This is a genomic window from Acidomonas methanolica (assembly GCF_004346035.1).
In the GTDB taxonomy this organism is placed as follows: Bacteria; Pseudomonadota; Alphaproteobacteria; order Acetobacterales; family Acetobacteraceae; genus Acidomonas; species Acidomonas methanolica.
This window is the reverse complement of the sequence record NZ_SLZN01000005.1, coordinates 137647-162116: the sequence shown is the minus strand read 5'-3', so window position 1 is coordinate 162116 and position 24470 is coordinate 137647. Positions and strand designations below refer to the sequence as shown.

23 protein-coding genes are annotated in these 24470 nt (G+C 66.5%); 20 read left to right on the top strand and 3 right to left on the bottom strand.

All coding sequences use genetic code 11. The features are described 5' to 3' along the window. The first annotated feature begins 56 nt into the window (after positions 1-56). The 9 genes from EDC31_RS06165 to EDC31_RS06125 all read left to right on the top strand — a co-directional run bounded on the left by EDC31_RS06165 (position 57) and on the right by EDC31_RS06125 (position 13163). Positions 57-530, top strand: coding sequence for a (2Fe-2S)-binding protein (locus EDC31_RS06165; RefSeq protein ID WP_042056509.1), 474 nt, complete (start codon positions 57-59; stop codon positions 528-530). Further along, the gene (locus EDC31_RS06160; RefSeq protein ID WP_239641550.1) at positions 527-4168 is read left to right on the top strand and encodes a molybdopterin cofactor-binding domain-containing protein; all 3642 of its coding nucleotides are present in this window, start codon (positions 527-529) and stop codon (positions 4166-4168) included. The genes EDC31_RS06165 and EDC31_RS06160 overlap by 4 nt, the downstream gene beginning before the upstream one ends. Before the next feature lie 2 nt (positions 4169-4170). Next, positions 4171-5466, top strand: a complete 1296-nt coding sequence (locus tag EDC31_RS06155) for a solute carrier family 23 protein (RefSeq protein ID WP_052511665.1) — start codon at positions 4171-4173, stop codon at positions 5464-5466. Next, a complete protein-coding gene (locus tag EDC31_RS06150; protein ID WP_042056511.1) occupies positions 5463-6497 on the top strand; it encodes a hypothetical protein in 1035 nt (344 codons plus the stop codon). Before EDC31_RS06155 ends, EDC31_RS06150 begins: the two co-directional genes overlap by 4 nt. Before the next feature lie 2 nt (positions 6498-6499). Then, entirely contained in the window at positions 6500-7129 is a 630-nt protein-coding gene (locus tag EDC31_RS06145) for an isochorismatase family protein (RefSeq protein ID WP_252349670.1), read from the top strand. A gap of 19 nt (positions 7130-7148) precedes the next feature. Next, positions 7149-7904: a maleate cis-trans isomerase family protein gene (locus EDC31_RS06140; protein ID WP_042056516.1), complete on the top strand. Its 756-nt coding sequence runs from the start codon at positions 7149-7151 to the stop codon at positions 7902-7904. Between the two features lie 12 nt (positions 7905-7916). Then, a complete protein-coding gene (locus tag EDC31_RS06135) occupies positions 7917-8735 on the top strand; it encodes an alpha/beta fold hydrolase (protein ID WP_042056517.1) in 819 nt (272 codons plus the stop codon). 198 nt (positions 8736-8933) lie between these two features. Continuing rightward, complete coding sequence (locus tag EDC31_RS06130) at positions 8934-11333, top strand: TonB-dependent receptor (RefSeq protein WP_165920198.1); 2400 nt, start codon at positions 8934-8936, stop codon at positions 11331-11333. A 36-nt stretch (positions 11334-11369) separates the two neighbouring features. Continuing rightward, entirely contained in the window at positions 11370-13163 is a 1794-nt protein-coding gene (locus EDC31_RS06125) for a tannase/feruloyl esterase family alpha/beta hydrolase (protein WP_042056520.1), read from the top strand. 12 nt (positions 13164-13175) lie between these two features. Here the strand turns inward: EDC31_RS06125 and EDC31_RS06120 are convergent, their stop codons facing one another. Together EDC31_RS06120 and EDC31_RS06115 are read right to left on the bottom strand one after the other, a co-directional pair. Further along, entirely contained in the window at positions 13176-14519 is a 1344-nt protein-coding gene (locus EDC31_RS06120; protein ID WP_239641551.1) for an ATP-binding protein, read from the bottom strand. After that, the gene (locus EDC31_RS06115) at positions 14516-15184 is read right to left on the bottom strand and encodes a DUF4410 domain-containing protein (RefSeq protein WP_042056522.1); all 669 of its coding nucleotides are present in this window, start codon (positions 15182-15184) and stop codon (positions 14516-14518) included. The genes EDC31_RS06120 and EDC31_RS06115 overlap by 4 nt, the downstream gene beginning before the upstream one ends. A 225-nt stretch (positions 15185-15409) precedes the next feature. Between EDC31_RS06115 and EDC31_RS06110 the strand changes: the two genes are divergently transcribed. From EDC31_RS06110 to EDC31_RS06060, 11 genes are all read left to right on the top strand, one after another. Then, entirely contained in the window at positions 15410-15994 is a 585-nt protein-coding gene (locus tag EDC31_RS06110) for a sigma-70 family RNA polymerase sigma factor (protein ID WP_239641552.1), read from the top strand. Beyond that, positions 15991-16503 carry a hypothetical protein gene (locus EDC31_RS06105; protein WP_042056527.1) on the top strand — a complete coding sequence of 171 codons (513 nt, stop codon included), beginning with the start codon at positions 15991-15993 and terminating at the stop codon, positions 16501-16503. Before EDC31_RS06110 ends, EDC31_RS06105 begins: the two co-directional genes overlap by 4 nt. Continuing rightward, entirely contained in the window at positions 16500-16952 is a 453-nt protein-coding gene (locus EDC31_RS06100; protein ID WP_042056529.1) for a periplasmic heavy metal sensor, read from the top strand. The genes EDC31_RS06105 and EDC31_RS06100 overlap by 4 nt, the downstream gene beginning before the upstream one ends. Before the next feature lie 129 nt (positions 16953-17081). Next, complete coding sequence (locus tag EDC31_RS06095) at positions 17082-17633, top strand: glycine zipper family protein (RefSeq protein WP_052511669.1); 552 nt, start codon at positions 17082-17084, stop codon at positions 17631-17633. A gap of 72 nt (positions 17634-17705) precedes the next feature. Beyond that, positions 17706-18065 carry an EF-hand domain-containing protein gene (locus EDC31_RS06090; RefSeq protein ID WP_042056532.1) on the top strand — a complete coding sequence of 120 codons (360 nt, stop codon included), beginning with the start codon at positions 17706-17708 and terminating at the stop codon, positions 18063-18065. 38 nt (positions 18066-18103) lie between these two features. Next, positions 18104-18472, top strand: a complete 369-nt coding sequence (locus EDC31_RS06085; RefSeq protein WP_042056535.1) for a hypothetical protein — start codon at positions 18104-18106, stop codon at positions 18470-18472. Beyond that, positions 18469-19149 (top strand): DUF4410 domain-containing protein, encoded by a 681-nt coding sequence (locus EDC31_RS06080; RefSeq protein ID WP_042056537.1) that lies wholly within the window; start codon positions 18469-18471, stop codon positions 19147-19149. Before EDC31_RS06085 ends, EDC31_RS06080 begins: the two co-directional genes overlap by 4 nt. Positions 19150-19479: 330 nt before the next feature. Next, the gene (tetH, locus tag EDC31_RS06075; RefSeq protein WP_042056613.1) at positions 19480-20280 is read left to right on the top strand and encodes a thiosulfate dehydrogenase; all 801 of its coding nucleotides are present in this window, start codon (positions 19480-19482) and stop codon (positions 20278-20280) included. After that, positions 20277-21293: a substrate-binding domain-containing protein gene (locus tag EDC31_RS06070; RefSeq protein ID WP_239641553.1), complete on the top strand. Its 1017-nt coding sequence runs from the start codon at positions 20277-20279 to the stop codon at positions 21291-21293. The genes tetH and EDC31_RS06070 overlap by 4 nt, the downstream gene beginning before the upstream one ends. A gap of 1 nt (position 21294) precedes the next feature. Continuing rightward, positions 21295-22455, top strand: a complete 1161-nt coding sequence (locus EDC31_RS06065; protein WP_239641555.1) for a TQO small subunit DoxD — start codon at positions 21295-21297, stop codon at positions 22453-22455. A 24-nt stretch (positions 22456-22479) separates the two neighbouring features. Beyond that, positions 22480-23628 carry a TDT family transporter gene (locus EDC31_RS06060; RefSeq protein WP_042056539.1) on the top strand — a complete coding sequence of 383 codons (1149 nt, stop codon included), beginning with the start codon at positions 22480-22482 and terminating at the stop codon, positions 23626-23628. Positions 23629-23667: 39 nt separating this feature from the next. On the opposite strand, the gene EDC31_RS06055 is transcribed toward EDC31_RS06060, so the two are convergent. Continuing rightward, positions 23668-24447, bottom strand: a complete 780-nt coding sequence (locus tag EDC31_RS06055; RefSeq protein WP_042056542.1) for an enoyl-CoA hydratase-related protein — start codon at positions 24445-24447, stop codon at positions 23668-23670. Between the last annotated feature and the right edge of the window lie 23 nt (positions 24448-24470).

Sequence of the window (24470 nt, the reverse complement as noted above, 5' to 3'; positions counted from 1 at the left end):
GATTTTCCCCGTATGAATGAGATCGAGGTCGTAATGTGCTCGATTCGGAACGACACATGATCGAACTGACCGTCAACGGGCGGCGTCATCGTCTGGACGTGCCGGGCGACGCGCCGCTCCTGCATGTCCTGCGCAACGACCTCGCGCTGCGCGGTCCGAAATACGGGTGCGGGCTGGGGGAGTGCGGGGCGTGCGCGGTGCTGATCGAGGGGCGCGTGGCGCGGGCCTGCGCCGTGTCCTGCGCCGCGGCCGAGGGAAGGCCGATCGTCACGCTCGAAGGGCTCGCCGCTGACGGACGGCTCGACCCGGTTCAGGAGGCCTTCATCGTCGAACAGGGCGCGCAGTGCGGATATTGTCTCAACGGGATGATCATCACGATCCGCGCGCTGCTGAATGCGACGCCCGCGCCCGATGAGGCGGCGATCCGCCATGCGCTGCGCTATTCGCTCTGCCGGTGCGGCACGCATGTGGAAATCCTGCGCGCCGCGCGGCGGGCCTGCGGGCTGGACCCGGCGGGGATGTCGCCTTGAGCGGATTCGGACTCCTTCGGCGTCACGAGGATGCGGGCGGCTACATCGCGGTCGTGCGGCCGCCGGAGCAGCCGCACGGCATGGGGGCGGTCCATCGGGATCTGAGCAATGCGCCGGATGACGTGTTCGTGGTGCTGCGGGCGGATGAGCGCGTCGTCGGCTATTGCGGGCATGTCGATCTGGGGACGGGGATCGCCACGGCTCTGGCGCAGATCGTGGCGGAGGAAATGGAGGTGCCGTTCTCCTGGGTCCGCATGGAACTGGGCCATACCGGCACCACGCCCGACCAGGGGGCGACAATCGCGAGTGAAACGATTCAGGTCGCCGCGATTCCCCTGCGCAAGGCGGCGGCGCAGGCGCGCGAGACGCTGAAGACTCTCGCGGCGGCTTCTCATGGGGTCGAGGTCTGCGGCCTGCATGTCCGGGACGGAATCGTCTGGAGCGGCGGGGCGGAGGAGCGCCGGCGCGTGGCGAGCGTGGCGGAGCTGCTCGCGGGGCGGCAACGGATCGTCCGGCTCGACGAGGGCGTGGCGCTCAAGCCGCGCGCGGCCTATCGCGTGGTCGGGCGTGAGGTGCCCCGAATCGATATTCCCGACAAGGCGACGGGGCGGGCCGTCTATGTCCATGACGTGCGGGTGGAGGGCATGTTGCATGGCCGCGTGGTGCGGCCGCCCTATCATGGGGTCGAGCATGGTCGTCAGGTCGGGCGAAGTCTGATCGGCGTGGAGCGGGACTCGATCTCCCATCTGCCGGGGATCGTCGATGTGGTGACGATCGGTGATTTCGTCGGCGTCGTGGCGGAGCGCGAGGAGCAGGCCGTCGCGGCGGCGGAGGCGCTCGTCATCCGCTGGCGGCAGGTCGGGATGCCGGATCTGTCCGATCTCGATGCGGCGTTGCGGTCCAATCCCTCCACGCCGCGCAGGCTGCTCGACCGGGGCGATGTCGATGCGGCGATCGCCGGCGCCGTCACGCGGCATGAAGCGGATTATCTCTGGCCGTACCAGATGCATGCCTCGATCGGCCCGTCCTGCGCCGTGGCCGACTGGCGGGACGGGCGGCCGCTCGTCTGGTCCGGGACGCAGAATCCGCACATGCTGCGTGGCGATCTGGCGCGTCTGGTGGAGACTCCGGAAGACCGGATCGAGATTCTCCGGCATGAGGCCGCCGGATGTTACGGACGCAACTGCGCCGATGACGTGTGCGGCGATGCGCTGCTCCTTTCCCGCGCCGTGGGGCGGCCCGTGCGCGTGCAGCTTTCGCGGCGGCAGGAGCATGTCTGGGAGCCCAAGGGCGCGGCGCAGCTCATGCAGGTCAGCGGCGCGCTGGATGCGCGGGGCAGGCCGGTCGCCTATGCGTTCCAGACGCGGTATCCGTCGAACGTCTCGCCGCTGCTCGCGCTCGTTCTGACGCGGCGGATGGACGCCGATCGGCCAACGATCACCCAGATGGGCGACCGCACCAGCATCCCGCCCTATGCCTATGACAATGCGCGCGTGATCGTGCATGACACGCCGCCGATCGCCAGGGCCTCCTGGCTGCGCGGCGTGTCGGCGATGCCCAACAGCTTCGCGCATGACAGCTTCGTCGACGAACTCGCGGCGCTGGCCGGGGCCGATCCGCTGGCCTATCGCCTCGATCTCCTGCGGGACGAGCGCGCTTGCGCCATGCTGCGCGCGCTCGCCGACCGGGCGGGATGGGTCATGCGCCACGGGCCGAGGCCGGCCATCGACCGGACGGCCCGCGTGCTGACGGGACGGGGCGTCGGCTATGCGGTTTATGTCCATGGTGCGTTTCCGGGCGTGGCGGCGGCCTGGGCGGCCTGGATCGCGGATGTGGAGGTCGATCGGCTGACGGGCGTGGTGCGCGTCCTGCGCGTCCATATCGCGCAGGATGCGGGAATGATGGTCAACCCCGCCGGGGTGCGGCATCAGGTGCACGGCAATGTCGTCCAGTCCGTGAGTCGCGTGTTGAAGGAGGAGGTGACGTTCGACGCCACCGGCGTCACGAGCCGGGACTGGGGCACCTATCCCATTCTGACCTTCGCCGAGCTGCCCGATATCGACGTGCTTCTGATGGATCGACCAGACGATCCGCCGCTAGGGGTTGGAGAATCCGCCTCCGTTCCGAGTGCCGCGGCCATCGCCAACGCTCTTTTCGATGCGACGGGGGTGCGCTTCCGGGAACTGCCCCTGACTCCGGCGCGGGTCAGGCCCGCGCTGGACCGGGCGCTCGGCGTGTGGGTCGGGCCGTCGGAGGAGCCTGTTCCGCTGCCCCTGCCCCTGGCCCTGCCGCGTGGCGGTGGGGCGGCGGGGGGCAGACCGGGAGGGACGCGCTCCCTGCGCGATCTCCTGAAGCTGGGAGTCGTTGCGACGGCTCTGGTGCAGACCGCCTCCGCCGCCCTGCCGGTTCGCCCGGCGCTCGCTCCGGTCCGGCGGCCCGAGGCGGCGTCTTTCGATACGGCGGCGATCGAGCGGGGCCGGCTTCTCGCCGCCGCGGGGGACTGCGCCGTGTGCCATACCGCGCCGGGCGGGATTCCGAATGCGGGCGGCCGGATGATGGATACGCCGTTCGGCCAGATCGTCACCACGAACCTCACGCCCGATGAGGAAACCGGCATCGGGCGCTGGTCCTTTCCCGCCTTCGTCCGGGCGATGAGGGAGGGCATCAGCCGGGACGGGCATCATCTCTATCCGGCCTTCCCTTATACCTCCTTCGCCCGCATGTCGGATGCCGATCTCGAAGCGCTCTATGCCTATCTGATGACGCGGACGGCGATATCGAATGCGGTTCCGGCGACGAAACTCGCCTTTCCCTATGGTTTTCGTCCGGCCATGGCGGGATGGAACCTGCTGTTTCACGATCCGAACCCCTATCGCCCCGATCCGTCCCGGTCCGCCGAATGGAACCGGGGGGCCTATCTGGTCGATGGTCCCGGCCATTGCTCCGGCTGCCATACGCCGCGCAACGGTCTGGGGGCGGAGAAGAGCGGCTCGGCCTATCTCGCCGGGGGTGAGGCGGATGGATGGGTCGCGCCGCCCCTTGGCGCGGTCTCGCGGGCGCCGGTGCCATGGACCGTGGAGGCGATGGTCCGGTATCTGCGGAGCGGTCACGACGCGGAACATGGACCCGCGCTCGGCCCGATGGCCCCGGTCGTCGAGGAAATGCGCGTGCTGCCCGACGAGGATATCAGGGCCATCGCCGTTTATCTGACGGAGGGGCATGGGCGCGACGGGAATGCGGGGCCGAACGCCGATGACCGCTTGTCCCGCATGGCCCTGGCCGCCCTGCGGGAGCCGCAGGGGGCGCGGCTCTTCGCGGGGAGTTGCGCCGCCTGCCATGAGGGGGAGGCGCGGCATATGGACGGTGCGCGACCCGATCTCGCCCTCAACAGCAATCTTCAGGAGGATCGGCCCGACAATCTCATTCGCGTCATTCTCGACGGCGCTCCCTATGCCGGGCAGCGGGGGCGCGGCGAAATGCCCGGGTTCAGGGGGGTGCTGGATGACCGGCAGATCGCGTCGCTCCTGCGCTATCTCCGGGCGGCCCATGCGCCGGGGCGGCCGGGCTGGGAGGGGTTGGAGGGCCGGATTGCGGTGTTGCGCGGGCAGTCGGGTCACGCGGGGCGGGGAGGGCAGTGACGATGCGGGGCCGGTTTCCGATCTGGCGGCGGGCCGAAGGGCAGGGCGGCGTGGCCGTCGACGAGCATCCCGGCGTCTGGCAATGTCTCGCCCTCGGCGGTCAGCATCTGCTTGCCATGACGGGGTCAAACGTCCTCGGACCGCTGCTCATGGGGTTCGACCCCAATGTCGCGCTGCTGGGCTCGGGCCTCGGGACGCTCCTGTTCTTCGGCGTCACGGCCGGGCGCGTGCCGAGCTATCTGGGGTCGAGCTTCTCCTTCATCGCGCTCGTCGTGGCGTTGACGGGGTATGCGGGGCATGGCGTCAATCCCGGCATCGCGCTGGCATGCGGCGGCATTCTGGCCGTGGGGGTCATGTACGCGCTGATCGGGGTCGTCGTGATGGGGGCGGGAAGCGGCTGGATCGAACGGCTGATGCCGCCTTCGGTCACGGGCGCGATCGGGGCCGCGATCGGGTTGAATCTCGCGCCGACGGCGACGCGCGGGCTCGGTCACGGCGACGTGGGAACGGCCTGCGGCCTGCTCGCGCTGCTCTGCATGGCGGGTTTCGCGGTCTATGGAAGTGTTGTGGTGCGACGGCTTTCGGTCCTGCTGGCGCTTGTGCTGTCGAGCGCGGTCTATGCGGTGGCGGCGAATGGTTTCGGCATGGCTCCGCCCGTCGATTTCCGGGCGATCGCGCATGCGCCGCTGATCGGGTGGCCGCATGTCGTCAGGCCCCGTTTTTCCGCGCACGCCGTGATGATGCTGGCGCCTGTCGCCATCGTGCTCGTCGCGGAAAATCTCGGGCATCTGAAGGCCATCGGCGCCATGATGGAACGGCCGCTCGACGGGCTGACGGGGCGCGCCTTCCTCGGAGACGGGCTGGCGACGATTCTGGCGGCGTCTCTGGGCGGCACGGGCGTGACGACCTATGTCGAGAATATCGGCGTCATGGCGATCTCGCGCGTCTATTCGACGCTGGTCTTCGCCGTGGCCGGAGGGCTCGCCGTGCTGCTGGGGTTTTCCCCGTTCGTCGGCGCGGTGCTGCATGCCGTTCCCGAGCCGGTGCTGGGCGGGCTGGCGCTCGGTCTGTTCGGGCTGATCGCGGCAACCATGGTCCGGGTGTGGATCGAGCATCGCGTCGATTTTTCACGCCCTTCGACACTCTTTCCGGTCGGCGCCGCGCTCGTCGCGGGTTCGGCCGATTTCACCCTTCATATCGGCGGCGTCACTCTGGGGGGAATTATCACGGCCAGCCTGGCCGCGATCATTCTGAACCAGATCCTGGCCCCGCGTGGCAGCAAGGAGACAGCTCCATGAGCGTGAGCGATTACGAACTGGTCCGGGCGTGGCGTCAGGTCCTCGATCTTTGCCGGCTTGAAGCCGGGCAGACGGTGACGCTTCTGACGTCGGCCGACACGAACCGGCAGACGCTGCGTTGCGCGATTCTCGCGGTCCGGGACAGGGGGGCGATCGCCAATCGCCTCGATCTCCAGCCGACGAATGGCGGGGTCTCCCTCTCGCGCGATCCGCTGGCCTATGTCGGCACGACGCCGCTGACGGGCAATCGCGCGGCGGTCGAGATGCTCAAGGCGAGCGATCTCGTGCTCGATCTCATGACGCTCCTGTTTTCCGCCGAGCAGCATGAGATCCTGGCGGCGGGCGGCCGCATTCTGCTCGCCGTCGAGCCGCCGGAAATTCTCGTGCGCATGGTGCCGACGGCGGAGGACCGGACGCGCGTTCTGGCGGCGTCGGCCAGGTTGCGGGCCGCGCGGAGCCTGCGTGTCACCTCCGCCGCGGGGACCGATGTGAGCTTCGCGCTGGGCGATTATCCGATGCTGGAGGAATATGGCTTCGTGGATGCGCCGGGCCGCTGGGATCATTGGCCGAGCGGGTTTCTGGCGACATGGTCCAACGAGGGTTCGGCCCGGGGAACGATCGTGCTGGCGCCCGGCGACATCCTTCTGCCGCAGAAATCCTATGTCACGGCGCCCGTGACCCTGCGGCTCGACGGCGGCTATGTCCGGTCCATCGAGGGCGGGTACGAGGCGGACCATCTGCGCGATTACATGGAGAGTTTCGGCGACCCGGAGGTCTTCGCGGTGTCGCATATCGGCTGGGGGTTGCAGAGGCGGGCGCACTGGTCGGTCCTGGGATTCTACGATCGGGAGGCCAGCATCGGCATGGATGCGCGCGCCTGTGCGGGGAATTTTCTCTGGTCCACCGGGCCGAACAACGAGGCGGGCGGAACGCGCGACACCGCCTGTCACATCGACATCCCCATGCGCAACTGCACCGTGAAACTCGACGGCGTGGCGGTGGTGCGTGACGGCAGGCTCGTGGAGGGGTGAGCATGGACATGCGGCGTGACGAAGCGCGCTACAAGGCGCAGGGTTTCGGGACCGAAATGGGGATCGTCGGGCCGATCGGCCTGCTGATCGTCGATTTCGTCAATGGATTCGCTGATCCGGAGGCGTTCGGCGGCGGAAATATCGGCGAGGCGATCCAGCGGACGACGGTCCTTCTGGCGACGGCCAGGCGGCTCGGCTGGAAGACGGCCCATTCGCGGATCGTCTTCGCCGATGACGGGGCGGATGCGAATATTTTCTCGCTGAAAGTGCCGACGCTGCTCGGCCTGACGGAAAATAATCCGCTCTCGGCGATCGTGCCCGAACTGACGCCCGAACCGGGGGAATATGTAGTCCGCAAGACCGTGCCTTCAGCGTTTTCGGGCACGCCTCTTGCCGCTTGGTATGTCGCGCATGGCGTGCGGACCATCGTTGTCGCCGGGTGCGTGACCTCGGGCTGCGTGCGGGCGAGTGTGCTGGACGCGATGCAGGCGGGGTTCCGTCCCGTCGTGGTGTCCGACTGCGTCGGCGATCGCGCGATCGGGCCGCATGAGGCCAATCTCTTCGACATGGCCCAGAAATGCGGCGATGTGATCGATCTCGCCACCCTTCTCGGCCGTCTGCCCAATTCCTGACTGTGCGGAGTGTTCTGTCATGACAAAGTCTTTCTATCGGATCGGGCAGATCGTCCCGAGCTCCAACGTCACCATGGAGACCGAAATTCCCGCCATGCTGGCGGCGCGTCAGCTCGTGCGTCCGGAGCGTTTCCTGTTCCATTCCAGCCGCATGCGCATGAAGACCGTCAGCAAGGACGAACTCGCCGCCATGGACGCGGAGTCCGATCGCTGCGCGCTGGAACTGAGCGACGCGCGGGTGGATGTGATGGGATATGCGTGTCTCGTCGCCATCATGGCGATGGGGCTCGGTTATCATCGCCGCTCGGAGGCGCGTCTTCATGAGCGGACGGTGGAAAACGGCGCGCCCACGCCGGTCGTGACGAGTGCGGGCGCGCTCGTGGAGGGGCTTCGGGTGATCGGCGCGCGGAAGATCGTTCTGGTGGCGCCCTATATGAAGCCGCTGACGAACCTCGTCGTCGAATATATCGCCGCGGAAGGTTACGAAATCATCGATCATGTGGCATTGGAAATCCCGGATAATCTGGATGTCGCCGCGCATGATCCCGCGCGGTTGCCGGAGATCGTGATGGGGCTGAACCATGCGGATGCGGATGCGATCGTGCTCTCCGCCTGCGTGCAGATGCCGTCCCTCCCCGCTGTGGCGAAGGTCGAGGCCATGACCGGCAAGCCGGTCGTGACCGCCGCGATCGCCACGACCTACGCGATGTTGAAGGCGCTCGGCCTCGAACCTGTTGCGCCCGGCGCGGGGGCGTTATTGTCCGGCGCATATTGAAAGGGAATTGAGATGACAGGCGACAGCCGGTTTCTTTATGGCGCGAATGTCCATGCCAACGGCATTCGCCAGCATTATCTCCGCTATGGAGGGGAGGGGCAGCCGCTCGTCCTCATTCCCGGCATCACCAGCCCCGCCGTGACATGGGGTTTCGTGGCGGATGCCCTGGCGGCGCGCCATGACGTCTATGTGCTCGATGTGCGCGGGCGCGGGCTGTCATCGACGGGGCCTGATCTTTCCTATGATCTCGACAGCTACGCCGCGGACGGACGCGGCTTCATCGATGCGCTCGGCCTTTCCGACGTCGTCCTGACGGGGCATTCGATGGGGGCGCGGATCGCCATTCGTCTGGCGCGGGCGGACAGCCGGGCTCTGGCGCGGCTCGTCCTCGTCGATCCGCCCGTCAGCGGGCCCGGCAGGCGTCCCTATCCCGCGAAGCTCGAATGGTATACGGACTCGATCCGACTCGCCCGGGGCGGTATGACGGCGGAGGACATGAAGCGTTTCTGTCCGACATGGACCGAGGAGCAGCGCGCGCTGCGGGCCGAATGGCTGCATACCTGCGACGAGCTGGCGACCCGGATCTCCTTCGAGAAGTTTCACACCGAGGATATTCATCAGGATCTGCCGTTTCTCGACCTGCCTGTGACGCTCATGGTCGCCACGCGCGGCGGCGTCATCCTGCCGGAGGACGAGGCGGAAATCCTCGGGCTCAACCCGTCCATTCAGATCACGCATGTCGCGGAGGCCGGTCACATGATCCCGTGGGACAATCTCTCCGGGTTCATCGAGGCTGTGGAAGGGGAGGCGGTGGAAGGAATTGCGAATTAAATCGCGTATACACATTAATTATATTGCATATAAGGAACGTTCGGCATAACAATCATATTCGACGACGCCGGTGCGGTATCCGGGCGTGTCCGGTGGGGCGCGCAGGAGAAAATCGTGCGAGAGCAAAGTGGTTGTGGTGATCAGCCAAGGATGGTCGTTCTGAATTCTGGCGCGCGTGCCGCCCAAGGGGAGTTCGATATGAAAAAAATCAGTTTGCTTGCCGGCGTGGCACTGATGACGGGCGCGCAAATGAATAGCGTATACGCTACGACGTCGCGGACGACCCACGCGAAGAGCCATCTGTCCGCGCGAACTCGCGGGGCGAGTCCGGTCCACGCGACGACGCCCATGCCGACGCCGACAGGCGGGGTGGCGCCCCGGCCGCGCCGGCATGTCCCCGTCATCCCGCGTGCCGAGGAAATGAGCGTGATCGGACGCGGCGCGACCCGTCAGGTGCAGACGATGACCGCGTCGATGATGGCGCAATCGGTTCCCGGAACGAATCCGCTGAAACTGCTGGGGTCCATGCCCGGCATCTCCTATAACTCCGCCGATCCTCTCGGCATCGATCTGTGGTCCCAGAGTTTTCTCATGCGGGGTTTCTCGCAGGACCAGCTCGGGTTCACGCTGGATGGCATGCCGCTGGGGCTCCAGAGTTATGGAAGCGCCCAGGGCCTGAACGTTATCAATGCGATTTCGCAACAGAATATCCAGTCCATCGACGTTTCCCAGGGCGCGGGCGCCGTGAACGTTCCGTCGTCGAGCAATCTCGGCGGGGTGGTGCAGTTTCACTCGATCGACCCGGCGGATACGTTCGGCGGCAAGGTGTCGCAGACCTTCGGCAGCTATGACAGCTATCTGACATTCGTTCGTATCGACAGCGGCCGTCTCAACCGCAGTGGCACCAAATTCTTCGTGTCGTACAGCCGGGGCGACGAGCAGAAATGGAAGGGCAGCGGGAGTCAGTTCCTCCAGCAGGTCAATACGAAGCTGGTTCAACCTTTCGGTGAAAGCACGAAGCTGACGGCTTTCTTCGACTGGGATCAGGCCACGGCCGATACCTATGCCGATCTTTCGCTTGAAAACCTGCACAAGCTCGGGTCCAGGGTCTCCTATTATTACCCCGATTATGCCGCAGCCTATCGGACCGCCCTGTACGGCGCGGGTCTTCCCGGCGGGGCGTTGCCCGCGGGTTACAACCGCGTCTCCGATCCTGTGGATGCGTCGTATTATGACGGTCCCGCGACGAGCCATGATTATTTCGGGGGCGCGACACTCCGGACGGATCTGACGTCGCATCTGAACTGGACGACCACGCTGTATGGCCAGGGCAAGGGGTTCAACGCCTACTGGACGAATCCCTATATCGCCTCGCCGAGCGGAGCGCCGCTGGCCGAGCAGGATAATGGCAGCCTTTCCCAGCGTGGCGGCCTGACGTCGGACTTCGTGTATACGATTGCGCGGAACAAGATCGATGTGGGCGTCTGGTATGAACATGGGGCCTATGAGCCGTTCTATACTTTCTATAACGAGCCCGTTCTGGGAGAGGGCGCGCCGCTCAATCCCCGGAACAGCCTGCCGCCGGCGTTCGCGGAGGCCTGGCGTCTGCATTATGTGAACGATACTGTCCAGACACATCTTCAGGACACGGTCACGATTCTCCCGAATCTTCGCATCAATGCCGGGTTCCGTTCGCTTCTCTTCAAGGGGACGAGCAACGTGCTGGAGAACGATCCCGCTTATTCCGGCGGGACGCCGCCATCGGGCACGCTGCGGAACGACGCGGCATTTCTTCCCCAGTTCAGCATCAATTACCGTGTGACGCACCGGCAGGAACTCTTCTTCGACTTCTCCAAGAACATGCGCGTATTCCCCGAGGCCGGATATAATCAGGCGTCGCCCTGGGGTTCGGCGACGCAGGCCATTTTTAATGAAGAGAAGAATTCGCTCAAGCCGGAGACGGATTATGTCTTCGAAGGGGGGTATCGTTATAATTCTCCGATCGTGACGGGCCTGTTGACGCTCTATCACACGGATTTCCACAATCGTCTCGCGTCGGTCACGGAGGGCAATCTCGTCAATATCGAAAGCCTGTTGCGCAATGTCGGCAATGTGGAGATGAACGGCGTGGACGGCACGCTGACGCTGCGTCCTGTCGATGGTCTCAGCCTGACGAACAGCATCAGCTATAACAGCTCGAAATACGGCTCCAACCTGATGGAAAACGGAACGTTCTATGATCTCAAGGGAAAGCAGGAGGTCAATTATCCGAAGCTGATGTACAAGACCAATCTGTCCTACCAGTACAAGGGCGCGTTTGCCCATATTGACGTGATCTACATGGGCAAACGGTATCTCAGCTATACGAACGACACGCATGTGCCGAGTTACTGGCTCGCCAATCTGGGGGCCGGCTATCATTTCGGAAAATTCGGATTTCTGAAAAACGTCACGGCGTCGTTCAATATCTACAATCTTTTCAATACGGTTTATATTTCCAATATGGGCGAGTCCGGAAATCCGCTTTCGGGAGACTACCAGTCATTCCAGATCGGGGCGCCGCGTGAATTTTTCGGAACGATCAGCGCAGGCTTCTGACGGGGGGAATGCGGCGTTCTGAAGGGGGAGAGTGGGATGAGTCGGTGGAGAACGACGCGCAAGGGCCTGTTTGCCGCAGTGGGTATCCTGTTCGCGGGTCTGGTGACGGGGCATGGCGCGAGGGCGGCCACCGCGTGCAGTCCGGCGTCCCTCGGGGGGATCGTCGGGCAGGACGCGCGCATTCGGGGCATCGGCGACTGGGGCGCGAGAAATCTCGACATGCCGGAAAGGGGCGCTGAAATACGGAACGTGGACGGCGCGATTTTCTGCGTCGTGACCGGCGACATGGCGCTCGGGACTCATGAAAGTGGCCGGGCGAATTTTGCCGGATTGCTTCCGCAACGCTGGAACGGAAAGATTCTCCAGGTGGGTTGCGGAGGGAATTGCGGAACCGTTTTCCTCGGGGCCGCTCCGCTGGGATGGGTCGCGCGTGGATATGCGATCTGGGCGACCGATGATGGTCATGTCGCGAAACCCAGCCCGTCTCCGCGTTTGTGGTCGGTTTCAGAATCGAGCTGGGCGCGGACGGCCGATGGCGAGCCTGATCATGCGAAACAGGCGGCGTTTTTCTTCGGCGCCGTTCACCAACTGGCGGAGCGGGCCCGCCAGTGGACGGCCGCCTATTATGGAAGCCGCCCGGCCTTCGCCTATTTTTCCGGCTGTTCCGACGGCGGACGCGAGGCGCTCGTCGAGGCGGAACGCTATCCCGACGATTTCGACGGCATTCTGGCCGGCGATCCCTATTTCGATATCGAGGGCGAGGCAATTTCCGCCCTGGCGGGGGTGCTCGCGCAGATGCGCGCGCCCGATGCGGCGCTGACGGATGAGCAATGGCATCTTGCGGACAAGGTCATTCTCGACCGCTGCGATACCGCGGACGGCGTGAAGGACGGGCTGATCCAGAATCCGGCGCGGTGCGATTTCAGCGCGGTCCGGGATCTTCCTCGATGCGCCGGGCACGATGACGGGCAGTGCTTCACGACGGCGCAGGCTCAGGCGCTCGACAGCGCGCTTTCGGCCATGACGGATGGGTCGGGCCGGGCGGTCTATCCGGGGTTCCCGGCTTCGGGTCTCGCTCAGGGCGGGCCGATGGTCGACAATATGCGCTATTGGCTGGGTTTCTCGACCGTGCCGGGTGGTTGGCATGACCCCGCATCCCAGCCTCAGGCCTGGTATTACGGCAATCAGACCATGCGTTATCTCGGCGGCGTCGATGATCCCGGTCTCCGGTTTGCGGGGGCAGGCGGCGGGCTGCATGCCGTGGTGACGGATGAAATGCTCGCCCGTCTGCATCGCGCCGTCGGGGCCGGAGACGGCACGGATGAAAGCGCGCTCGATGCGTTCTTTCGTTCGGGGCATCGGTTGATCCTGTATCACGGGCTGTCGGACGGGGACATCACGCCGTATAGGACGCTGAACTTCTACCGGGGGCTGGCGCGGCGGCTGGGGGGATACGAAACGCTCAGGCAACATGCCGTCCTCTTCGCCGTGCCGGGAATGGCGCATTGCGGGGGCGGGCCGGGGCCGAGCGTGTTCGGGCAATCCGGTCTGGCGGCGCGCGCCGCGGACCCCGGGACCGATATCCTGGCGTCGCTGGATGATTGGGTGAGGAAATCACGTCCGCCCCTGCGTCTGGACGCCGCGCATGAGGACGAAACGCGCCCGCGCCCCGTTACGGACCGCACCATGCCGCTTTGTCCCTTTCCGCAGATGGCGCGGTATATGGGACAGGGCGACGTGAAGGATGCGCGGAACTGGCGCTGTGAGGCGCAGGATCGGCGGATGTTGATGACGGGCACGGCAGGCAGGGTGGCGGGGTACGATCCGTAGGCGCGTCCTCCGTTACGCGACCGCTGAAGACAGGGTGCGGGGCAGGACGATCCGCACCATGAGCCCGCATGGGGTCGCGTCGAGCAGCGCCATGCGGCCCTGATGCCGGCGAACGATTTCAGCGACGATCGGCAGGCCGAGCCCGAGATGTTCGGCCCCATCGGCGCGCTCCGGAACCTTTCGCGTGTCTCCCCGCAGCGCCTCGCGTCGTTGCCGTGACGGCATCCCGGGGCCGTCGTCGCTGACTTCCAGGACGAGGTCGCACGCTTCCTCGCGCAGGGTGACGGACACGTTATTCGCGTGTCGGCATCCGTTTTCGATCAGGTTGCCGAGTGCCCGCGTCATGGCCAGGGGCTGGCAGCGCAGGAGGATCGGGTAGTCGGCCTTGGTCCGCACCGGGCGGTCCACGGCGACGAAGTCGGCGCTCACCTCCTGCACGAGGGCCGCGAGATCGACGACCTCCCATTCTTCCGTCGCGTCGAAGCCGCGGAACAGCGACATCGCGTTGTCCAGCATGCGTTTCATCAGGCCGATATCGCGTTTCAGACCGTCCTGCCGCATATATTCGTCGCCCATTTCCACCCGCAAGGCGAGGCGGGTCAGGGGCGTGCGGAGATCATGCGCGACACCCATGAGGGCACAGATCCGCGTCTCGCTCGACCGGGCGAGACGTTCCTGAAGCCCATTGAATGCGCGGATGACGCCCCGGATCTCGGACGGGCCCGTCTCGTCGATCGGCGCGGGTCGATCCTGGGCCTCGTATCGCGATACGGCCTCAGCCAGCACGCCCAGCGGGCGGCGGACGGACCATGCCGACCAGAGCAGCAGCACGGCGGTGCCGGTGGCGATCGTTCCGATCCAGAGGGCGATGGGCAGCGTCGCGAGGATCATGCCCGGTCCGCTGACGCGGGCGTAATTATGGACGAGAAACGTCACGTCCGGGACGTCGAAGCTGACGCGGGTCAACCCCGACCGCCAGGCGTCGCTTGCGCAATTCATGACGAGGGGCGCCGGTGTGGCCGGCATGTCCAGTGCGTAGAGCGCGTGCCGCAGCGTCCGTGTCGCGAAGACGTCCGTTTCCTGGCGGCAGGGCGTGGCGGTGTTCAGGACGACGATCAGGTCGGGCGTGGAGAGCGCCGCCGCGATCGCTTCGCGGTCCGCCTCCGGGACCGCCGCGATCGCGCGGAGTGTCGTGGCGATGCCGATGGCATCGGGCCAGGGGCCGGGCGGCGGCATCGGGTCCTCGGTGCGGAGCGTCAGGAATGCCGCCGCCGCCAGCACCAGCATGACGGCCGCGCTTCCGCCGAGCAGAAGCGCCATTTGCCCGCGCAGGGATCTCGGCCGGGGAAATCTCATGCGGGGGCACTCCAGCCCATGGCCTGGTAGCAGGCGAGAACCTCGCGCGTGATGGCGGCCGCCGCGTTGTTCAGATCGGAATCCGTTCCCTGCCGACGGCCGAGAAGCAGGTCGAGGCCGCCGCCGATCGCCATGTGGATCGGGACGGCTGTGCCGAGCGTCACCGCCGCGGGGACGATCAGCCCGGGCTTGCGTCCGCTATCGGCTTCGATGTCGAAGGCGGTCGCCGGCGTGCGATCGACGCGACGCGGATCGTCGAGCCGGACATGGGCGGCGAGCGTCGATCGTCCCGCGCCGAAACCGATCATCGTGCGTTCCATGGCGTTGCCCGGATCGACGCGCGCCAGTGCCACGCGCAGGATCGGGTAGGTCGGGTCCGAGATGCCGGGCAGTTGCAATGCGGCAGGAATTCCCGCCTTCCGCAGGGCCGGGATCAGGCTGGAGGCCAGTGCCGCGTCCGCCCGGGAGATCGTGGCGTCCGGTCCCGTCACCGCGACGAACACCACCTCGGGTGGGGAGAGGGCGGCGAACGGCGTCACGGCGCCGGGCCGGCGGCTGCTCACGGTGGCGCCCGCGCAGCCGCCGAGGAGCAGCAGCGTGAGGATGCTGGCGAGTCCGGCGAGGGTCGTGCTACGGGTCGCCGAGGCGGGATGAGCGTGTGTCATGTCGTTGTTACGGTCTGTAAGGCGCGCTTCCCCCGGTTCCGGCGTGAAAAAATGCGCGGCCGGAGAATTTTTCTCCGTCGGTGGGGGATGGGCGATCGTCCGCCGTATCATGGCCGATAGCGGACACGGCGGAATGGCATGACAGGATGGCGCTTCGGCAGGGTAATCGGTGTGAGGCTTGCCGCATGCGCGGCTCCAGGTCGCGCGGGGGCGGGATATCGACCGATGGCGGATGAGCGTCGGCGCTATGGCGAGGCGTCCGACGACGATCTTCTGCGCTGGTCGGGGATGGGGGATCGTGACGCGTTCGACCAGATCGTGCTCAGGCATGGTCCGTATGCGCTGCGCACGGCCCGTCGCCTGACGCGCAATGTCGAGGCGGCGGAGGATCTGGTGCAGGATGCCTTCGTGCGGGCATGGAATCACGCGCGCGATTTCGACGGTTCGCGCGCCCGGTTCACCACCTGGCTCTATCGGGTCATCGTCAATCTCAGCATCGATCTCGCCCGCCGGAAGCAGCCGGAGCCGCTGCCCGAAGGATTCGACATGACCGATGACGGACCGTCCGCCGAAGGCCATCTGGAGGCGCGGCAGGAGCGCCTGGCGCTCGTCGCAGCGCTTCAGTCCGTGCCGCCGCGGCAACGGGCGGCGATGGCGCTGGTGTATGACGAGGGTCTGTCCGGCGCGGAAGCGGCGCGCCGCATGGGGCTTTCGGCCAAGGCGGTGGAACGGCTGCTCGCGCGCGGGCGCGCGCTCCTGCGGGAGACGCTGGAGCGGGATGGACGCACGGAAAGGAGGCAGAACTCATGATGACGCAGAAAAGATTCCGCACTCTGGCGGAGTGCTACGGCGCGGATCTCTCCCGCTGGCCTGCGGCCGATCGTGAACCGGCGGAGACGCTGCTCGCGCGGTCTTCGGAGGCGCGCGCCGTCCTGCGGGACCAGCGGGAGGTGGATGCGGTCATCGCCCGCGCGTTCGACGCCCAGGAGGCGGAGCTTCAGGCCCGGAGCGCCGATGAGGACACGCACGCCGCCCTGATGCGTCTGCGCGCGGGCGTGGCCGGGCGGATTGCCGAATATAACGGGAAAAAGCGACCGTCGCGCGCATGGTGGCGCGTCGTCCCGCGCGGGATGACGGGGCATCCCGCCTGGGAGACGACGGCGGACGGTCTTGTCGCCGTCCGTCGCGCGGGGCTGGTGCTTGGCTGCGCCTTCGTCGTGACGAGCGGGCTGTGGCTGGGCTGGGTGCAGTCCTCCGGCGGGGCGGGCGACGTGCTCAACACGCTTCTTGTGATTCCAGTAAGTGGTGGCGGATCATGATTTTTTTCGACGCGAACGGCAGGGCTCGCCGCGGGGTGCTGATCGGTTCGCTTCTGTTGAATCTCTTTCTCGTGGCCGTCGTCGGCGGTCAGTATCTGCGTCATCGCGAGGGTGACGGGCCTGTTCTCATGCGCGTTCTGCAGCATGTGACGTCCCGGCTCGATGCGAAGGACGCGGCGGCTTTCCGGGCGGTGTTGCGTCAGGAAGCGCCACGGTACGCCCAGGCGCAGGAAAATCTCGCGCGGGCCCGCGCGGAAATCGACCGTCAATTGCTGGCGCCGCAATTCGACCCGGTGGCGACCCGCGCCGCGATGCAACAATGGCAGGCCGCGTGGAATGTCTTCGTCGGCTCGTTCAGTAACGCGCTGGTCGAGGCCATGGGCCGTCTGTCTCCGGCGGGGCGTCGCGCGCTGGTCAATGCCGCGCCGCACCAGCGGCCGGATCTCTGACGCTTTTTTTTCGGCGCGGCGGGACTCCGCCGAGACGCCTGATCCGGGGGGACGACGATCCGTCGTCCGTAGAACGCATGGTCGCCGGTGCGACCGTGGTTTTATTTCAACCCTGATGGGTCAGGCGTCATGCTTCAGAAGATACTCTCCACGCGTCCGTCGCGCTCGTCCTGCGGGCGGGCGGTGATTCCCCTGCTCGGCGTTCTCACGCTTGCGGCATGCGCGCCGCCAGCGCCGGTCGCGCCGAGTTTCACGGTCATGCCCCGGCCCGGCGAAAGTTTCGCGACGTTCCAGAAGAATGACGCCCAATGCCGTCTCTATGCGCAGACGCAGACGGGCGAGACGCCGTCGCAGGGGGCCGCGTCGAGCGGCGTGAAAAGCGCCGCTCTGGGCACGGGCATCGGCGCCGCTTCGGGCGCGTTGCTCGGAAGCGTGACCGGCAATGCCGGGGCCGGTGCGGCGATCGGCGCGGGAAGCGGTCTTCTGCTCGGTTCGCTCATCGGGGCGGGTCGCGCGCGGCAGACTGGCCAGATGCTCCAGCATCGTTACGACGGCGCGTATGCCCAGTGCATGGTCGGCCATGGCGAGGAACTGCCGCCGCCGCCGATGGTCTATGGGCCGCCTGCCGTCATCGCCTATCCGCCGCCCGCCGTCATTTATCCGGCGCCTGTCGTTCCTTAAAAATTTGCGGCGACGCTGTCGTATTCCGCTCCTCCGTCCGTAACAGCATCGGACAATCCAACGGAGGTCAGCATGTCCGATGCTTTCAGAAATTCCGCGATCAGGATCGGAGCCATCGCTCTTCTTTCACCTCTCATCCTGGGTCTGGCCGGACTGGCTCTGAGTGACGAGGCGTTCGCGCAGGACGGTTCCGGCGGCCGACGGATGGCGAGTTTCCAGGCAGCTGACGCGAATCATGACGGGCGTGTCTCGCAGGAGGAGTTCGAGGCGTTCGCCAGAGCCCGGCTGGCGTCATCCGGCGGCATGCGCGCGACCATGTTCAACCGGCTCGCGCCCGAGGACCAGAAGGCGCGGCTCGACGAAAAATTCGCCCAGATGGACAGCGGCGGCAAGGGATATCTGACGCCGGACGACTGGCATCCGCAATCCTGAAGAAAAAACCACGCAATCCTGACTATTGGAGGCGAAAAATGTCAAGAATTTCTCGCGCGTTCGGTGGCGCCATCAGTATCGCGGCGTGTATCGCGTGCGCCGCTCCGGCCGGAGCCGGAACGGCGACCTATTGGGGGCCGCATGGCGGCGTGGCCACGGTGCATACGCCCGGCCCGTACGTTCGGCCTGTGCCCGGCCCGTGCTGCTACGCGCCCTGGCGCGGGGCGGGAGCGGTTGCGGCCGGTGTCGCGGCGGGGGCCGCGATCGGTGCGGCGACGCATCCCTATCCTTATCCTTACGGTTATCCTTATCCGGTTTATGTCGCGCCGAGGCCGGTCGTCTATCCGCCCGCGATTATCGTGGCGCCCGCGCCCGCCTACGTGTATCCGGCGCGCCCGGTGCCATGACGCCGCTCTTTTTGAAGGGCCGTTCCATGACGGTCGCAGGAAAATTCCCGGCGGTCGGAGCGGCTCTGTTCCTTACCTCCTGCGCCGGCGCCCAGGTCCAGAATCCCGTGACCTCGCCCGACAGCCAGCCTGTCGCCCCGGTTGCTGTGACCGTGACGACCAGCATTGCCCGGACGACGCAGAACGCGCCGCGCCTGGACCGCAACATGCAGGCTCTGTCCGCCGGTCTGGCGAAAAGCCTCGAGAAGGCGCATATCGTCGCGCATCCCGCCGATCCGTCGGAGACGACGCCGCATGCGAACGGGAGCGAACTTGCGCTCGTGGTCGATATCGGCACGCTCCGGACCGGGAGTGCCTGGACGCGCGAGCTGGTCGGCTTCGGGACGGGCAAGAGCCGCCTGCAATCCCATGTCATCCTCTATGACGAACGTGGAACACAAGTGACGGATCTGCTGGACTTCACCGTCAAGGCCGATAGCGGGTCCATGCCCGGGGTCATCGTCAGCGCCTGGAATCCGATCGGGTTTGGCATCCACAGCGCGCACGCCATCGCCAAGGAGACGTTGAGCGACGGCCATGAAGACGCGGACAGGACCGCGAAGGCGATCGTCAAGAAAATGGTGGAATATTATCGGACGAATGGATGGCTGCCGCCCGAAAATGCGGAAAACGACTGAGTCCGGTGTCGCGGTTCGGTTTTTGAGCGCGTGCCCCGCGATTTCTTCTGTCGTCATTCGCTCATCAGTGACGTGTGAACGTCGAGCGCTCCGGATGCTGGATGACGTTCGACGCCGTGCAGCCACATGCTGCGCGATGATGCTCCCCCTCACATAGCGGCGCGCTCACGGCCGCGTCGCCTCCGCATGTGGCTTGTCGGCCACGACCCATAACGGGGTGTCTCCGGCGCGAATGATCCGTTTATGTGATCGGATTCATTCATTCAATCCGTTGGACTGATGACGACGCAGTTGCGATCCTCGATGCAGGATATCACGAGGAAAGCGATCATGCCTGATCCCGTACACCCGACTCACGATCGCCCGACCGACCGCCGTCAGGCGCTGTTGGGCCTTGCCGCCTCGACCGCCGGGGCGGCCGGCCTGCTGGCGGGCGCTCCCGCCCGCGCCGATGAGCCGCGCGCCGTGGCAACCGGTCGCCTCGGCGCGTTGATGGCCGTGCTGGCCAGAACGCCGCGCCGACGCGATTTCAAGACCGTGCCGATGATGCTCGACGATCCCGCGCAGTGGGACGCGCAGGCGCTCGACGCGGTGATGGCCTATCAGGGCGAGTCGAAGCAGGTCTGGGACAATACCCAGCTTGACGGTCCATGGATGAACCTGATGCGCAATGCGCTGAACACGCAGGTCGTCTCCTTCCGTCATCCGGATTTCCTGGCGGTCTCGGCGACGCATGGCGGCGCGCATCTGGCTCTCTTCGACCAGGCGATGTGGGACAAGTATCTGCTGTCGAAGCTGGCGGGGGCGAAATTCCCGGTCAACACGCTGGCCGTCGCAAAGCCCGGCGCGCTCGATGCGGCGGCGCGCGGGACTCCCAAGGGCGCGCTGGGGCCGGAGGGCGCCAACATCCCGGCCCTCCAGGCGCGCGGCGTCGTGTTTCTCGCATGTCATAACGCGATCTGGGAACAGAGCGCCAGGCTCATCAAGATGGGCGTCAATCCTGATCGGCTGTCGCATGAAGCCATGGCGGCGGAGCTGACCAACCATCTCGTCGACGGCGTGGTGCTGACGCCCGGCATCGTCGCGACGATCCCCGAATTGCAGCGCGCCGGGTTCGGATACATCAAATGAGCCGCGCGATGACCCGGATCAGACGGTGCGTCCTTCCAGGCGCGACCTGTCTCGCCTTGGCGGCCGGCCTGGCGACGGCGCAGACGCCGCGTGACGACGAGGGCGTGTTTCCGCCCTGGCAGCAGGGGCGCAATAACGACGCAACCGATCGCGGTCTCGCGTTCACCGTGCCCGAGATCGACGACCTCGCCGATTTTCACGGCGATCTCACCGATCCGAAGCTGGTGCTGTTCGTCGGCGGCAACTACTTCTTCGCGATGGCGCCGCTGGTTGCGGAGTTCGAGCGCGAGCATCCCGACTACAAAGGGCGCCTCTACTGGGAGACGCTGCCGCCGGGTCTGCTGATCAAGCAGATGCAGGCGGGCGGCAGGGTCACTTCGGGCAACATGACCTGGACGGTCAAGCCGGACGCCTATTTCGCCGGGCTGAAGAAGATCGAGGACTATATCCGCAGCGGACTGCTCGCCGCGCCCGCCGTGCCGTACGTGGTCAATACGCTGACGATCATGATCCCGAAGGACAATCCCGCTCATGTCACCTCGCTGGCCGATCTCGGCGGTAGGAGTATCCGGCTCGCGATGCCCAACCCGGCCTATGAGGGGATCGTCCGGCAGATCGAGGCGGCGCTGAGAAAGGCCGGCGGCGAGGCGCTGGCGGAGGCGGTCTACAAGACCAAGGTTGCCGACGGCACCACGGTGCTGACCCATATCCATCACCGGCAGACGCCGCTCTTCCTGATGCAGGGGCGCGCCGATGCCGGAGTGACCTGGCAGTCGGAGGCGATATTCCAGGAGCAGGCGGGGCATGCGATCTCGCATGTCGATATCCCCGCCGACCAGAACGCCACCGCGATCTACGCGGGTGCCATGGTCAGGGCGGCCGCGCATCCGCAGGCGGCGCGGCTATGGCTCGATTTCATCCATTCCGGACCGGCGCTCGCGATTTTCGAACGCTATGGCTTCAAGGCCTACCACGCCGCGACGGGCGGCGCATCGACGCCGCAGGGAGACTGACATGACGACCATGACCTATGATCCGGCGGGCGAGAGGGCCCGCGTCATCGGCGCGCATGCCGACGGCCGGGTCGCGATCCCCACCGGCGAGGCGCAGCATGTCTGGCGGATCGCCGGCACGGCGCTGCTGGCCACCCGCGTCATCCAGGGCTTCGTCTACTGGGGAGGCGGATCGCGGCGATTCATCTACGCGCCGTCGAAGCTCGACGCCTGGGGCGGCCATAACTGGATGGCCAACAAGTTCCAGACCGCGATGCCCGGCGCGCTGTTCGGCACCGAGCATCTGATCTCGTTCCTGCTGCATCATTTCTGGCTGCTCTATGCCTGCGTGATCATGTTCAGCGCCGCCGAGCTGATCGCGGGCGCGGCGCTGATGGCGGGGCTGTTCACCCGGCTCGCGGCCCTGGTGTCGATGGTGTTCTCGGTGGTGCTGATGGCGATGTTCGGCTGGCAGGGCGCGACCTGCATCGACGAATGGACGATGGCGGCGTGCAATCTCGCGATGGGCGCGACATTGCTGCTCGGCGGGTCGAGCGCCTGGAGCCTCGACAACGTGCTGCTGCGGCGTCGGCCGTCCCTCGCCGGGAGGGGCTGGTTCCGCTGGGGCTGTGGCGCGCTGCCGCTGCCGCTGGGCGATCTGCGCCTGCGCAACCTCACGCTGGCTCTGTTCGCCTTCGTGGTGATCTTCGATGTCGGCACCTACAGCTACTATCGCGGCTCCGTGGTGACGCCGTTTCACAGCGGCCCGGTCAGCCCGACCAGGCATCATGTCACGCTGACCGATGGCGTGGTGCTGCCGGACGGATCGGTGCGGGTGCATGCCTATCTCGATGCCGGGACGCCCGAAGCGCCGCTGCATGTGGTCTCCGCCGCCGTTCTCGCGGCTGACGGACATGTGGTGGAGCAGTGGGATGCGAAGGCGCTCTCCGCACTGCCGAAAACGAGCTTCGCCAATGACTATGCCTACAACACATTCGCCGCCGGACCTTATGGCATCCGCGCGCCCATGGGGGCGAAGGCCACGCTGACGCTGCCGGCCCCCGGATCGGGTGCCCCCGGGTCGGGCGCTGTCGGATCGGGCGCTGTGGGGGGCGACAGCATCCGTCTGACCGATGTCGACGGGCGCAGCTTCACGACGAAGCTGGTCGGCGTCGCCGGCTGATCCGGCGGCTGGAGGAATGAAACGATGAGCGACATGCCATCAGCTCCGCGCCGGGGACGGCCGCTCGGCCAGCTCTCGCATCCCTGCGAGATGATCCGGCAGTTCACGCCGAACTGGTTCGCCGCCACGATGGGCACCGGCATTCTCAGCCTCGTCCTGCCGCAGATTCCCGGCTTCGGCGCGACGTTGCGGCCGCTCGGGAGCGGGCTGTGGGTGTTCAACATCTGTCTGTTCGCGCTGTTCAGCGCGTTGTACGCCGCGCGCTGGATGATGTTCGGTCACGAGGCGCGGCGTATCTTCGGCCACAACACGGCGTCGATGTTCTTCGGCACGATCCCGATGGGGCTGGCCACCATCGTCAACGGCTTCATCGTATTCGGCAGCGCGCATTTCGGCGCGAGCGCCATCGACATCGCGGCGGCGCTGTGGTGGATCGACGTGGCGATGTCGGTCGTCTGCGGGGTGCTGATCCCGTATCTGATGTTCACCCGTCACGAGCACAGCCTCGACGGCATGACGGCGGTCTGGCTGCTGCCTGTGGTCGCCGCCGAGGTGGCGGCGGCCAGCGGCGGATTGCTGGCGCCGCATCTCGCCGATCCGCGCCATGCCTTCCTGGTCTGCGCCCTGTCATGGACGCTATGGGCCTATTCGGTGCCGGTGGCGGTCTGTGTCCTGGCGATCCTCATCCTGCGCCTCGCCTTGCACAAGCTGCCGCATGCGAGCATGGCCGCGTCGTCGTGGCTGGCTCTCGGGCCGATCGGCACCGGGAGTCTCGGTCTGCTGTTGCTGGGCGCGGCCACGCCGGCGGCGTTCGGCGCGCAGGGTCTCGGCGAGGTCGCCGCGATCGCGCAGGGGCTCGGCACCATCGGAGGGCTGGCGATGTGGGGGTTCGGCCTGTGGTGGTTGCTGCTGGCCGGCCTGATCACGCTGCGCTACTGGCGCGCCGGCATTCCGTTCAATCTCGGCTGGTGGGGCTACACCTTCCCGCTCGGCGTCTATACCGCCGCGACGCTGAAGCTCGGGAGGGTGCTGCATCTCATGGTCTTCGATGAGATCGGCTGCGTGCTCGCGCTCACGCTCGCGATCATGTGGGTCGTCGTCGGTGCGAAGACGCTGGTCGGCAGTTGGCGCGGCGAGTTGTTCGTCGCACCCTGTATCATGTCCCGGGCGTGAGCGCGCGGGGCGCGTGAGCCATGGGGGGAGCAGGCGCGATCAGTCGAACCGCGAAAAATCCGGTTTGCGTCGTTCCGCGAAGGCGGTGAACGCCTCCATCGCCTCCGGCGAACGCAGCCGCGCCATGAATGCGTCGTTCTCCTCATCCATGCGCGCCCGGATCGTGGCGGTGTCACGCATCAGGCGTTTGGTGATGGCGAGCGCTTCGCGCGGCTGGGCGGCCAGGCGTCCCGCGACGTCGAGGGCCGCCTCCCGCAGGGACGTGTCGGGCACGACGGCGTTGGCCAGCCCCCAGGCGACGGCCTGCTCGGCGGTGACGATCTCGGCCAGGGCGAACATCGCATAGGCGCGCGCATGGCCGATCCGCCGCGGGATCAGCAGGCTGGACGCGGCCTCCGGCACGAGGGCGAGGTTGACGAAGGGCGTCGAGAGACGGGCGCTCTCGCCGAGCACGACATGATCGCAATGCAGCAGCAGCGTCGTGCCGATGCCGACCGCGTGGCCCTGCGCGGCGGAGACGAGGGGCAGCGTGCATGTGGCCAGCGCGTCGAGGAAACGGAGCACGTTGCCGGGCCCGGAAGCTCGACCGGCGGCCGTGCCGGAGGTGACGGCGACGAAATCGGCGATGTCGTTGCCTGCCGTGAAGGACTCGCCTTCTCCCGCCAGCAGGATCACGCGGGTGGCGCGGTCGGACCCGGCATGGGCGAAGGCGTCGGCCAGCGTGCCGTACATGGCGTCGGTCAGCGCGTTCCGTTTCGCGGGGCGATTGAGGACGAGGCTGAGAATGCCGCCGCTGCTGGAGATCTCGATGTCGGGCATGATGTCCTTCGCATCCGGAAATC